Origin of the sequence: Natrinema thermotolerans, assembly GCF_031165565.1 — an archaeon.
Classification (GTDB): Archaea; Halobacteriota; Halobacteria; order Halobacteriales; family Natrialbaceae; genus Natrinema; species Natrinema thermotolerans.
Map to the genome: position 1 here is coordinate 42,726 of NZ_CP101873.1, position 12,837 is coordinate 55,562.

Annotated in this window: 11 protein-coding genes; 9 read left to right on the forward strand and 2 right to left on the reverse strand. The window is 67.0% G+C overall.

The window, feature by feature from the left end; translation table 11 throughout:
* Window positions 1-19: 19 nt before the first annotated feature.
* Window positions 20-2,287 (reverse strand): tRNA(Met) cytidine acetyltransferase TmcA, encoded by a 2,268-nt coding sequence (gene tmcA / locus NP511_RS00255; RefSeq protein ID WP_049966680.1) that lies wholly within the window; start codon window positions 2,285-2,287, stop codon window positions 20-22.
* Window positions 2,288-2,617: 330 nt separating this feature from the next.
* On the opposite strand from tmcA, the gene NP511_RS00260 reads away from it, so the two are divergent.
* The 8 genes from NP511_RS00260 (at window position 2,618) to NP511_RS00295 (ending at window position 10,670) form a co-directional block, all read left to right on the forward strand.
* On the forward strand, window positions 2,618-4,216 hold the full coding sequence (locus NP511_RS00260) for an oleate hydratase (RefSeq protein ID WP_049966681.1): 1,599 nt from the start codon (window positions 2,618-2,620) through the stop codon (window positions 4,214-4,216).
* A gap of 308 nt (window positions 4,217-4,524) precedes the next feature.
* The gene (gene rpl7ae / locus NP511_RS00265) at window positions 4,525-4,887 is read left to right on the forward strand and encodes a 50S ribosomal protein L7Ae (RefSeq protein WP_006182179.1); all 363 of its coding nucleotides are present in this window, start codon (window positions 4,525-4,527) and stop codon (window positions 4,885-4,887) included.
* 11 nt (window positions 4,888-4,898) lie between these two features.
* Window positions 4,899-5,123, forward strand: coding sequence for a 30S ribosomal protein S28e (locus NP511_RS00270; RefSeq protein WP_006064297.1), 225 nt, complete (start codon window positions 4,899-4,901; stop codon window positions 5,121-5,123).
* On the forward strand, window positions 5,123-5,473 hold the full coding sequence (locus NP511_RS00275) for a 50S ribosomal protein L24e (RefSeq protein WP_049966683.1): 351 nt from the start codon (window positions 5,123-5,125) through the stop codon (window positions 5,471-5,473). The genes NP511_RS00270 and NP511_RS00275 overlap by 1 nt, the downstream gene beginning before the upstream one ends.
* Window positions 5,470-5,934: a nucleoside-diphosphate kinase gene (ndk, locus tag NP511_RS00280; RefSeq protein WP_049966684.1), complete on the forward strand. Its 465-nt coding sequence runs from the start codon at window positions 5,470-5,472 to the stop codon at window positions 5,932-5,934. The genes NP511_RS00275 and ndk overlap by 4 nt, the downstream gene beginning before the upstream one ends.
* A gap of 176 nt (window positions 5,935-6,110) precedes the next feature.
* Window positions 6,111-6,518 carry a DUF7344 domain-containing protein gene (locus tag NP511_RS00285; RefSeq protein ID WP_049966685.1) on the forward strand — a complete coding sequence of 136 codons (408 nt, stop codon included), beginning with the start codon at window positions 6,111-6,113 and terminating at the stop codon, window positions 6,516-6,518.
* Window positions 6,519-6,804: 286 nt separating this feature from the next.
* Window positions 6,805-7,407, forward strand: coding sequence for a superoxide dismutase (gene sod / locus NP511_RS00290; RefSeq protein ID WP_006650727.1), 603 nt, complete (start codon window positions 6,805-6,807; stop codon window positions 7,405-7,407).
* 176 nt (window positions 7,408-7,583) lie between these two features.
* Window positions 7,584-10,670: an FAD-binding and (Fe-S)-binding domain-containing protein gene (locus NP511_RS00295; RefSeq protein WP_049966686.1), complete on the forward strand. Its 3,087-nt coding sequence runs from the start codon at window positions 7,584-7,586 to the stop codon at window positions 10,668-10,670.
* 219 nt (window positions 10,671-10,889) lie between these two features.
* Here the strand turns inward: NP511_RS00295 and NP511_RS00300 are convergent, their stop codons facing one another.
* Window positions 10,890-11,576: an RNA ligase partner protein gene (locus tag NP511_RS00300; RefSeq protein ID WP_006650729.1), complete on the reverse strand. Its 687-nt coding sequence runs from the start codon at window positions 11,574-11,576 to the stop codon at window positions 10,890-10,892.
* 121 nt (window positions 11,577-11,697) lie between these two features.
* Here NP511_RS00300 and NP511_RS00305 point away from each other — a divergent pair, with 121 nt between their 5' ends.
* Window positions 11,698-12,828: an RNA ligase gene (locus NP511_RS00305; protein ID WP_049966687.1), complete on the forward strand. Its 1,131-nt coding sequence runs from the start codon at window positions 11,698-11,700 to the stop codon at window positions 12,826-12,828.
* Window positions 12,829-12,837 lie beyond the last annotated feature (9 nt).

Consider the following 12,837-nt stretch of genomic DNA (forward strand, 5'->3'; position numbering starts at 1 on the left):
CGTTCGCGGTACTGCGGACTCACTCGTCGGCGAACCGCTCCCGAACCGCGAGCGCCGCCGCGGTCCCGTAGCGATCGACCAGCGGACAGATGGCGTCGCCCAGCGCGCGCATACACTGGCTGGTCGAATGGAACTCGAGGCGGTCGGCAACGGACTCCCAGTCCCGGGCCTGCAGAACGCGCAGGACGAGCAGCCGCTCCTCGCGGGCGGTCAGGTCGACACCGTCGGGGTCGTCGGCGAGGTATCGAACGACGAGATCGCGGAAGGGGCCGGGGTCGACGTCGAACAGGCCCGGCCCGTAGGCGGCTCCGGCGACGACCCGCCACTCGTGATCGGACAACTCGAGCGGCGGCGCGGCCTCGGCGTCGACGCTCCGGAGGACGGCACGGGCCACGTCGGGCTCGAGGTCGGCGAGCGAGTCCGAACAGCAGGCCCCGAATCGGCCGGCAAACCACTCGGCGTGGCGGTCGTGGAGCCGCTGGCCCGCGTCCGTCGTCGGCGCGAGCATGAGCGCGGAGTACTCGCCGCTCGAATCGTTGCGGGTCGTCGAGACGTGGACCGTCCGATAGCCGTTCGCCCGCCAGAACGCGAGCAGGCCGGGGGTCGCGCCGAAGCCGGTCCCGAGCCAGTCGATCGAATCCGCGCCGTCGCCGAACTCCTCGCGAACGCGCTCGAGCAATAACGAGCCCAGCCCCCGCGAGCGGGCCGCGTGGTGGGTCGCGATGCGGACGACCCGCAGGCCCGCGGGCTCGCCGGCGGCCTCGTCGCGCAGCTGGCTGGTCAGCACGTCCGGCAGCATGTTACCCCGAATCCGGCCGCCCTCGTACATCATCGCGCGGCGCTCGGGCGACAGGTTCCCCTCCCGCGCGAGCAGGGCGACGCTGACGACGTGGCCGTCCCGTACCAACGCGCGGGCCTCGAGGTTGGGGGCGTCGAGCAGGCGCGCGAGGTCGTTGGGTTCGGTCCGGTAGTGTGCGAGGACGAGCAGGCCGAAGGCCTCTCGGAGCAGGCGCTCGTCCGCGAGGAGGGCGTCGGGCTCGAGCCGGCGGTACTCGACCGAGTCGGGGTCGGCGTCGGCGACCAGCGGCTCGACCGGCGGCCGGGCGTCGAGCAGCAACGCGCGGAAAGCCCACACCTCGACGGGATCGCCCCCGGCGTACCGGATCGGCTCGACGAGCCGGCAGTCGGTCACCTCGTGGTCGCTCTCGGTCAGCCGGTCCCGGAACCGGACCGAGAAGCCCCGACCGGCTCCCTCGTAACCGTGGATCGTCGTCGCGAACGCGACCCGGTCCGCGGTCAGCAGGGACTCGAGGGTCGCAACGGGAAGCGCAGCGGCCTCGTCGACGAGGACGATATCGGCCGTTTCGGTCGTTTCCGCCGCTGCCGTCGGCTCGCGGAACCGGACCGAGCCGCCCGCGCTCGTCTCGATCCGGCGGGACTCGACCGTCGCGTCGTCGTCGAGCGTCCGGCAGAGTTCGCCCGCGCGATCGAACAGTTCCGCCGCGTTTCGTGCCGCTGGAGCGGTCACAAGGACGTCCTCGCCGGCGGTGGCGAACGCGCCCGCGGCGATCCCCGCCGCGCTGGACTTGCCCCGTCCTCGGTCGGCCTCGAGGACGACGGCCCGATCGGCCTCGGACAGCGACTCGAGGGCGGCGACGGCGTCGGCCTGATCGCCCGTCAGGCAGGCCTCGTAGGCGGCCATCGGGAACCGTCGATCCGGCGGCGGCGCGGGATCGGCCGTCGCCAGCCGCGGGGACGGGTGGGTCAGGCCGTCGGCCTCGATCCGTCCTGACTCGAGGTCGACGATGGCGACGCCGCGGTGCGCCCGTACGGTCTCGACGAGCCGTCGTCGGAAGCGGCCGGAGACATCGTCCAGTTCGAACGGCGGGACGGCAAGCGATTCGTCGAACCCGTCGCGGCGGTCCGGCCACGCCTCGAGCGGCGGCACGAGCAAGACGAGGAGGCCGCCGCCGTCGACCGCACCGGCGACTTTCCCGACGGCGTTGGGCCGGAGTTCCGCGTGAGCGTCGACGGCGATCACCTCTCGCGTCGTTCCCAGCAATTCGCTCGCGTTGGCCTGGGGCAACTGTTCGCAGCGAAGCCGGTCGTCGGGCCCGACCAGCGTCGTCGCGGTAATCGGGACCGACAGGGTATCGAGGACCGCCTCGAGTCGATCGTACCCGCGCTCTCGGTCTCCCGCAAGGACCAACGCCCGCCGTTCGTTGGCGCGCTCGGCTTCTGCATGGAGTGTTCCTGCGAGCGTGACGACGTCCGCGTCCGCGTTCATACGGCCGCTTCGTGTGTGCCGGTATAATTATTCACTCATGCGCGGACGCCGTCATCGACGGTGCCCTCGACCATCGCGACTCCGTGTCCGGTTCGAGGATCGATTCGGCGACTTTCGCCGTCTCCGTCCGTCGAACCGCGTCCGATCGGGACGGCAATTTCCGGAAACTTATAACCTGTTCATCATTTCCACGCTATGAGAACTGCTGTCCGATTTCAAGACCGGTCGTATCAATAATCTAAGTGTGGTTGTACATGTACGACAGGACGGATTCACACTGGCCGTGCCGGCGAAACGGGACGTCGATCGGGAACACGGAGGGAAGATCATATGAGTAACGAACAACCCCAGCGACAGGACGGATCGGAACGGGAGGCGTACTTCGTCGGCGGGGGGATCGCATCCCTCGCCGGAGCCGCGTTCCTCGTCCGTGACAGCGAACTGCCGGGCGAGAACGTCCACGTCCTAGAGAAACTGGACGTGATGGGCGGGGCACTCGACGGAGCCGGCTCGCCCGAGGAGGGATACGTCATTCGGGGCGGCCGGATGCTCAACTTCCCGACGTACGAGTGTACGTGGGACCTGCTCGAGACGATTCCGTCGCTCGAGGACCGCGAGCGATCGGTCAAGGACGTCATGGACGAGTTCAACGAGGACCATCAGACGTACGCCGTCGCTCGGTTGCTGGGCGACGAACAGGAGGTCCTCGACGTCTCGTCGTACGGGTTCGAGATGGAGCATCGGCTCTCCTTGCTCCAACTGGTCCTGACGCCCGAGGAGCAACTCGGCGACACGCGGATCGAGGAGTGGTTTTCCGACTCCTTTTTCGAGACGACGTTCTGGTACATCTGGGCGACGACGTTCGCCTTCCAGCCCTGGCACAGCGTCGCGGAGATGCGACGATACATGCACCGCTTCATGCACGAGTTCCCCCGGTTGAACACCATGGAGGGGATCCACCGGACCAAGTACAACCAGTACGATTCGATGGTCCGACCGATTCGGCGGTGGCTGGAAGACCACGGCGTCGAGTTCCGGGGCGGCTGTGAAGTGACCGATATGGATATCGTACCCGGTCGGGACGGCAAGACCGTCGAAACGATCCACTACGAGGCCGACGGTGTAGCCGAGACGATCGACGTCGAGCCGACGGATCTCGTCTTCGTGACCAACGGCTCGATGACCGACGGCTCGGATCTCGGATCGATGACCGAAGCGCCCGACCTGAACACGACGGGGGCGTCCTTCGAACTGTGGAAGAACATCGCCGAGGACAACCCCGAGTTCGGGACGCCGTCGGCGTTTGCCGACCACGTCCAGGAGACGAAGTGGCCGTCTTACACCGTCACGCTCGACGAGCCGGACCTGCTCGAACACATCGTCGAGGTCACGGGCGAAGCGCCCGGGAACGGATTGATCACCTTCACCGAGTCGAACTGGCTGATGTCCATCGTCGTCGCCGCCCAGCCCCACTTCGCGAACCAGCCCGACGACGTGAAGGTCTTCTGGGGATACGGCCTGTTCCCCGAAGAGGAGGGGAACTACGTCGAGAAGAAGATGGGGAACTGCACCGGCGAAGAGATCCTCGAGGAACTGTGCTACCACCTCGGCTATCTCGATGAACTCCCGTCGGTCCTCGAGGACGCGAACTGTATCCCCTGTAATATGCCGTTTATCACGAGTCACTTCATGCCGCGGACGCCCGGCGATCGGCCGGACGTCGTCCCACCGGGATCGAACAACCTCGCGTTCATCGGCCAGTTCGCGGAGCAACCCCGGGACGTGGTGTTCACCGTCGAGTATTCGGTACGGTCCGCGATGACGGCCGTCTACGACCAACTCGACGTGGATCGGGACGTGCCACCGGTGAGTACGCACCAGTACGAACCCGAGGTTCTCGTCGACGCCGCGAAAGCGGCGTTCAGATAGCCCCGATACCGGAGTACTCACCGGCGGTGTGGGAACCCACTGCCGGCCGGGGGAACACGACCGTTCGATTCTATCATTTTTCGCACCTGATGGCGACCCCAACCGACCTCGTCCGTGCGGAGGTGTCTCACTTCGCCATCCGTTTGAACACGCTTTTAAGGGGGGCAACGCTATTCGAGTGTACACCCTACGCGGGGTTGATGATGCTCCTAGCTTCACAGGACTTCCGCCGGGATCGGCCCGGCACGGGTACCCAGTGCCCGGACGGCAGGGGAGCGCGAGCCCACGTGTAGGAGAGGTGAACAACCATGTCAGTCTACGTCAACACCGACATCCCAGCCGACCTCGCCGACGACGCCCTCGAGGCGCTCGAGGTCGCACGAGACACCGGACGCGTAAAGAAAGGAACGAACGAAACCACGAAGGCCATCGAGCGCGGCAACGCCGATCTGGTCTACGTCGCCGAAGACGTCTCCCCCGAGGAGATCGTCATGCACCTGCCCGACCTCGCCGAGGAGAAGGGCATCCCCGTCGTCTTCATCGAGACCCAGGACGACGTCGGCCACGCCGCCGGCCTCGAGGTCGGCTCGGCCGCTGCGGCGATCGTCGACGCCGGCGAGGCAGAAGACGACGTCGAGGACATCGCCGACAAGGTCGAGGACCTCGACTGAGGTGACCAAAGATGAGTGCTGAAGAGGAAGAAAGCGGCTCCACGCCCGCCGAGGTCATCGAGATCGTCGGCAAGACCGGCATGCACGGCGAAGCCATGCAGGTCAAATGCCGAATCAAGGAGGGCGAGAATCAGGGACGCATCATCACCCGTAACTGCCTCGGGCCGGTCCGCGAAGGGGACGTACTCCAGCTTCGCGAGACCGCCCGCGAGGCCGACTCCATCGGAGGACAATAATGGTCGAGAAACGAACCTGCGACTACACGGGCGAAGAGATCGAACCCGGTACGGGCATCATGTACGTCAAAAACGACGGCTCCGTACTCCACTTCGTCGACTCCAAGGCGGAGAAAAACTACAAGCTCGGGCGCGAACCCCGAGACCTGGAGTGGACCGAAGAGGGTCGTCGCGGCAAGGGTCCCACGCAGGACGAGACGCCTGCCGACGAGACCGACGAGGACGAGGACCTCGAGACGGACGCCGACGACGAGGAAGACGCGCCCGCCGGTGACGACGCGGTCGACGAGACCGAGGAAGCGGCGGCCGACGAGTCCGAAGACGCCGAAACCGAGGCCGAGGAAGCATGAGCGATCACGAGCGAACCTTCGTGATGGTCAAGCCCGACGCCTTCGCGCGCGGCCTCGTGGGCGAGGTCGTCTCCCGACTCGAGGACCGCGGGCTCAAGCTCGTCGGCATCAAAGTCGAGAACATGCCCCGCGACCGGGCTGAAGAACACTACGGTGAACACGAGGACAAGCCGTTCTACGACGACCTCGTGGACTTCATCACCTCGGGACCGGTCGTCCCGATGGTCTGGGAGGGCCAGGACGCGACCCGGCAGGTCCGCCAGATGATCGGCGAGACCGACCCGCTCGAGGCCGAACCCGGAACGATCCGGGGAGACTACGCGCTCGACCTCGGTCGGAACGTCGTTCACGCCGCCGACCACGGGGACGAGGGCGCAAACGAACGCGAGATCGCGATCCACTTCGACGAGGACGAGCTGATCGACTACGATCAGCACGACGCCGAGTGGCTCTACGAGTAACGCATTCCGGACCGAACGGCGGCTTCACCGCCGGTTTTGGCTGTCGCTAGTATCAGTTACGGCGAGCTGAGACGTTGTCACACATATATTTTCAGACAGACGTAAAGTCTAATGTGGCGGCCGAAGTAGACGCCCGTGGTGGTTTCGAATGGGAACAGACGGTAGGTGGTTCGTGGATGCGTGAACGGGAGGGTGTATCGACCTTGCAGGCCGACGCGATGCCGTCGCTGGACCTCGTTTTCGATCTCCTCTCGAACAGACGACGGCGCTACGCGCTGTACTACCTCAATCAGCAGTCCGATGGCGTCGCGACGGTCGCAGCCCTAGCACAGAACGTCGTCGCGTTCGAGCGGATCGCCGCCGAGGACGCCGACCGCGACTCGGCACGGTCGCCGCCCGACCGGGACGCGGACCCCGCCGACGAACGGGAAACCGTTCGGGTGGAACTCCGACACGTCCACCTCCCGAAACTCGAGGATGCCGGTGTCCTCGAACACGACCGGCGAAGCGAGACGGTGCGGTACTGGGGACAGCCGTCGCTCGAGGAGTGGCTCGAGCATGCACATCACAAGGAGATGTCGTAGACCGCCTGTCACGGACCGCGAACGCGGAGACGACGGTAAGCGGTCGGGTTGGGGTCGCTGATGCGGTTTGCTGTCGCGAGCCCGTTGGGACCACAGGCCAGTCGCGGTCCCACCGGCAATGACGGACCGGAGACGGTCTGAAAGGTTTAAGTCCGAGTCCGTAGTGGTTCCGGTGACGTATCGGGAAATCGCCAGCGGGAGCGGCGATACTTTATGGAGTGTGATATCGTCTCTCTCCTCAAAACTTAACAGGCGAGAAACCGATACGATTCATGAGGTGTATACTATGGCTGACCACGAACTTCCACCACTGCCGTACGATTACGACGCGCTCGAACCGGCACTGTCCGAACAGGTACTGACCTGGCATCACGACACGCACCATCAGGGCTACGTCAACGGCCTCAATGCAGCCGAGGAAACCCTCGCCCAGAACCGCGAGGAGGGCGACTTCGGCTCGACGCCGGGCGCGCTCAGCGACGTCACCCACAACGGCTGTGGCCACTATCTCCACACGCTGTTCTGGGAGAACATGTCCCCCAACGGCGGCGGCGAACCCGAGGGCGACCTCGCCGACCGCATCGAGGAGGACTTCGGCTCCTACGAGGGCTGGAAGGGCGAGTTCGAGGCCGCTGCCGGTGCCGCCGGTGGCTGGGCACTGCTGGTCTACGACCCGGTTGCGAAACAGCTTCGCAACGTCGCGGTCGACAAGCACGACCAGGGCGCACTCTGGGGCTCTCACCCCATCCTCGCGCTGGACGTCTGGGAACACTCCTACTACTACGACTACGGACCGGACCGTGGCGAGTTCATCGACGGCTTCTTCGATGTCGTCAACTGGGAGAAGGCCGAAGAAGAGTACCAGACCTGCCTCGACCACTTCGAGTAAGCGACGAGCCAGTCGATCCCGAATTTTTCTTGTGCCAGTCCCGGTAGCCGCCGCTGACGGCTCCGACCCGACGCCATTGCCGAACCCGCTCGAGTCGATCGCCCGGCGCTCGCTCGCAGACAGTGGCTGTGAATGACTGCCATGGTTTAACTGTTCGTGGGACGATCCCCCATTCTATGGCTGCCGAGGACAGCGGCGTCGACGCGAGGGTCGAGAATCGAGACGAGACGCGACACCGGCCGTCGCTCGAGACGGGAGCGGGCGGCGACGATGCCGGCGGGGAACTCGCGGCCGACCTGCGGGCGGCCGTCGACGGCGACGTTCGGTTCGACGAGTACACGCGGGTCCTCTACGCGACGGACGGGAGCATCTACGGCGCACAGCCGGCCGGCGTCGTCTTCCCGCGGGACACCGCCGACGTCCGCGCGGCGATGACCGTCGCGGCCGACCACGACGTGGCTGTCCTGCCACGCGGTGCGGGGTCGTCGCTCGCCGGGCAGACCGTGGGACCGGGCTGTGTCGTCCTCGACCTATCGCGGCATATGGACGAGATCCGCGAGATCGAGCCCGACGACCGGACCGCCGTCGTCCAGCCGGGGGTCGTCCAGGACGACCTCGACGCCGCCCTCGAGCCCCACGGACTGCGTTTCGCGCCCGATCCGGCCTCCTCGAACCGGGCGACGATCGGCGGCGGGATCGGGAACAACTCGACGGGTGCCCACTCGGTCCGGTACGGAATCACCGACGCCTACGTCGAGGAGTGCGAGGTGGTGCTGGCCGACGGCTCGTTGATCCGTACCCGGGACGTCGTCCTCGACGGACCGGTGTGGGACGAGATCGTCTCGAAAGACGACCGCGAGGCGGAGATCTACCGCACCGTGCGGGCGCTCGTCGAGGACAACGCCGACGAAATCGAGGCGCGCTACCCCGACCTCAAGCGCAGCGTCAGCGGCTACAACCTGCAGAAGGTTATCAGGGAGCGTGCGGACGGAGCCCGGATCATCAACCTCTCCAAACTGCTCGTGGGGGCCGAAGGAACCCTCGGCGTCGTCGTCGAGGCCGCGCTCTCGCTCGTGACCCGGCCCGACGAGACCGCGCTCGCGGTCTACTGCTACGACGACCTGCTCGAGGCGCTGGCCGCCGTCCCCGAGGCGCTCGAACTCGAGGCCAGCGCGGTCGAACTGATGGACGACGAGGTGTTCCGGCTGGCGGCCGAGTCGGCGGAGTACGCCGAGTACGCGGAGCCGATTCCCGAGGGCACCGCGGCCACGCTGCTGCTCGAGTTCGACTCGGAGGTCGTCGACGATCTGCCTGCGGCCGTCGAAACCGCGACGGCCGATCTCGTCGGTGGCGGGGCGGCGTTCGACTCGCTCGAGGCGTTCGACGCCGCGAAACAGGATCGGCTCTGGAAGCTCCGGAAGGCCGCCATCCCGCTGTTGATGAGCATGGACGGCGATCCGAAGCCCTACCCCTTCGTCGAGGACGCTTCCGTGCCCCCCGCGGAACTGGCAGCGTACGTCGCGGGGTTTCAGGAGATCCTCGAGGACCACGACACCGAGGCCGCGTATTTCGCCCACGCGGGCGTCGGAACGTTGCACATCCGGCCGGTCCTGAACCTCAAAGAAGGCGAGGACGTCGAGAAAATGCGGGCCATCGCCGACGACGTGACGGACCTCGTCCGCGAACACAACGGCTCGTTTTCGGGCGAACACGGGGACGGCCTCGCGCGGACGGCGTTCAACCCCAAGCTGTACGGGCCGGACCTCTGGGCGGCGTTTCAGGACCTCAAATCTGCGTTCGATCCGGACTGGCGCATGAACCCCGGCAAGGTCGTCTACCGGGACGACGATCCGACCGACAGCCGGGAGAACCTGCGGTACGGCCCCGACTACGCCTCGCTCGAGCCCCGGACCACCCTCGACTTCGACGACGAGGGCGGCTTCTCGGAACTCGTCGAACTCTGTAACGGCTGTGGGACCTGTCGCCAGACCGACGGCGACGTGATGTGTCCGACCTATCGGGCGACCGAGGAGGAGATCGCCACGACCCGCGGGCGGGCCAACCTGCTCCGGGCAGCGATTAGCGGCGAGATCGATCCCGAGGAACTGTACAGCGAGCGGTTCCAGTCCGACGTCCTCGACCTTTGTGTCGGCTGCAAGGGCTGTCAAAGCGACTGCCCGACCGGCGTCGACCTCGCGAAGCTCAAGGCCGAAGTCAAACACGGGTATCACGAGCGAGAGGGTGTGAGCCTGCGCGAGCGACTGTTCGCGAACGTCGACCGACTGGCGTCGCTGGGGAGTACGTTCGCGCCGGTGACGAACCACGCGACGGACCTGCCAGGCGCGCGGACGGTCCTCGAGAAGACGATCGGAATCGCACCCGAACGGACGCTGCCGACGTTCCGGCGGGAGTCGTTGGTCGAGTGGTTCGAGCAGCGAGACGTCGACGACATCTCGGAAACGCGAGCGGTAGCGCCGCGAGCGCGCGGCGGACCCCAGGTGGCCCCCGAGGACGCAACGGCCGGCATCGTCCTCTTTCCCGACACGGATACGAACTACTCGAATCCCGAGATCGGAAAGGCGGCCGTCGACGTGCTGGAGGCCGCGGACGTTCGCGTGGCGGTCCCGGATCTCGGCCCGACCGGGCGGGCCGCCTACTCCGAGGGGCTGCTCGAGACCGCGGCCGAGCAGGGCCGCGAGCTGCTCGACGACCTCGAGCCCTATCTCGAGCGCGGGTGGTCGGTTCTGTTCGTCGAGCCCTCGGACGCGGCGATGGTGGTCGACGAGTACCGATCGCTGCTCGCGGACGACCGGGTCGAGACGCTCGCGGCGAACGCCTACGGCGTCTGTGAGTACGTCGACGAGCGCCGACTGGACGAGGACCTGTCGGTCGACGAGTCGGCGACGGCGGGGCCGTCGGTGACGTTCCACGGCCACTGCCACCAGAAAGCGCGCGGCGCGGACCACCACGCCGTGGGCGTCCTCCGGCGGGCGGGCTATGCCGTCGAGCCGGTCGATTCGACGTGCTGTGGGATGGCCGGGAGTTTCGGCTACGAGGCCGAACACTACGCTCTCTCGAAAGCGATGGGATCGTTGCTTCGGGAGCAACTCGAGGCGAGCGCGGCCGGGCGGGCGGGCGACGGCGGCGAGACGATCGTCGCCGCGCCCGGCACCTCCTGTCGGACGCAGGTCGGCGATCTCGAGGGGTACGACCGGCCGGTCCATCCCGTCGAACTGCTCGCTCGAGGGGTCGAATCGGCGTAGTTGGTGAGTGAACAGCGGTTTGGTGGGTGAATTACCGGTTTCGTCGAGTGGACAGCGGCTCGAGCCGTCCTGCTATCGTGGCAACACGGAGTAACCACACCCTCCCCAACCGATTCGCTCGGTCACGTTGCTCCCTCGCTCATCCCTCGCGCAGCGTTACGCCGCGGTTCGCCACGGGGGCGAACCGCGGCCCAGCGCGCGCCACCGCATCGCGGGGGATCAACCCTCGTCGTCGACGCCGACCGCCCGCAGGTACTCCTCGAGCAGCGTGGGGAACCGACCGCCGCGGACGTACCGCAGGCCGAACTCGTCGGCCCAGGAGATGATCCCGCGGTCCTCGGTGACGACGCCGGCGTCGAGTTCGCGCGCGAGGATCAGCAGATCGAAGTCCTCGCGGGAGTCGAGGACGCCCTGGCGAAGCGCCCGCCGATATTTGTCGCGCAGGTCCGAGACGACGCGGTCGGCGTCGGTCATGTACTCCTCGCGGTCGCCGTCGCCCGAGCCGTGGGCGAGTTCGTCCGGATCGAGCTGTTCGACCTCGCGGATCGCCTGTTCGGAGACGCGAAGCCCCCGATCGACCCGGTCGCTCATCTCGTCGATGAACTCGTAGACGATGTTCGCCGGAATGGTAACGCCGTACCGGTCGGGGCTCTTGCGGACGACCCACGTGTCGAGCCGCGAGAAGACCTCGTCGTCGACGTCGCGCTCGCGCAGCATCGTCGCGAGCTCGTCGTGGATCGACGGGGGGACATAACAGGAGATGTTGAGTTCGAGGCGTGCGGTCGCAACGAGGTCGAGCAGGCGGATTACGGCCGTCTCTATTCCCTCGTCGTCCCGTCGGATCTCCTCGGTGATGAACAGCGACGTGTCGAGGACGAACCGCTGGCGTGGGGGGTCACCGGACATACGCGGGGGTTCGACGGTCCGACACAAAGAGGTCGGCCCGAAAACGGGTCGTGACCCGGCTGCTCGCGACCGGTCCGAGGACGGCCCGGTGTTTTTGGGCCGGTGCGTGGTCGGACGACGTATGGACCGGGACGCGTATCGCGAGCGGCTCGCGGCCACGACCGACGATCCCGCGGACCTCTTCGAACACTTCGAGGAGCGGTCGGTGGCGGGCCGGACCCACCACGTCCTCACGGCCGCGCGCCACGGGGTCGAACGCGGGACCGTCGTCGTCGAGGACGCCGACGTCGTCGTCCGCGGCTACCCGAGCATCCCGCGGATCCTCGTTCTCGAGCCCGGCATCGAGTCGTTCTTCGCGGGCACCGAGACGGTCGTCGTCGAGGAGAAACTCGACGGGTTCAACGTCCGGATCGCAGCCGTCGGCGGCGAGCCGCTGGCGTTTACCAGAAGCGGCTACGTCTGTCCGTACACGACCGCCCGGGCGCGGGCCCTGCTCGACCTCGAGTCCTTCTTCGACGCACACCCGGACAGGGTTCTCTGTGCGGAGCTGATCGGTCCGGAGACGCCCTATACGACCACCGACTACGAGGGGATCGACTCCCACGACATCCGCGTGTTCGACGTTCGGGACGGAGAGTCCGGCGAGCCGATGTCGGTCGCCGACCGGCGCGCGCTCTGTCGGGCGTTCGACTTCGGCCAGCCGCGGTGTTTCGGGCGGGCGGCCCCGTCGGACGCGGTCGAGATAGCCGCGGCCGCCATCGCCGACCTCGACGCCGCCGGCCGGGAGGGCGTCGTGTTGAAGTCGGCCGACGGGGAATCAATGGTCAAGTACACGACGGCATCCCAGCATCGCGAGGAACTGGCCTACGCGTTCTCCTTGCCGTTCGAGTGTGGCCGCGATTTCGTCTTCTCGCGGATCGTCCGCGAGGCGTTTCGGGCCGCCGAGTTCGCCGAGAACGACGACCGGCTCCGGGAGCGAGCCCACGACCTTGGCGAAGCGATCCTGCTACCGATGGTCGCGACGATCCGTTCGGTGGCCGTCGGTAAACCGATCGGCCAGCGCCACACCGTCAGGGGCGACCCCGACGCGCTCGAGGCGCTGTTCGATCACCTCCGCGAGCAGTCGCTGACCATCGAAATCGAGGCCGACCGCCGCGAGGATGGCGACCGCGTCGTCGCGTTCCGGAAGGTAGCCGACTCGAGCCGGGATCGGATCCGACACTATCTCGACGGCGGGACGCGAGACGAGTGACGGCGCGAG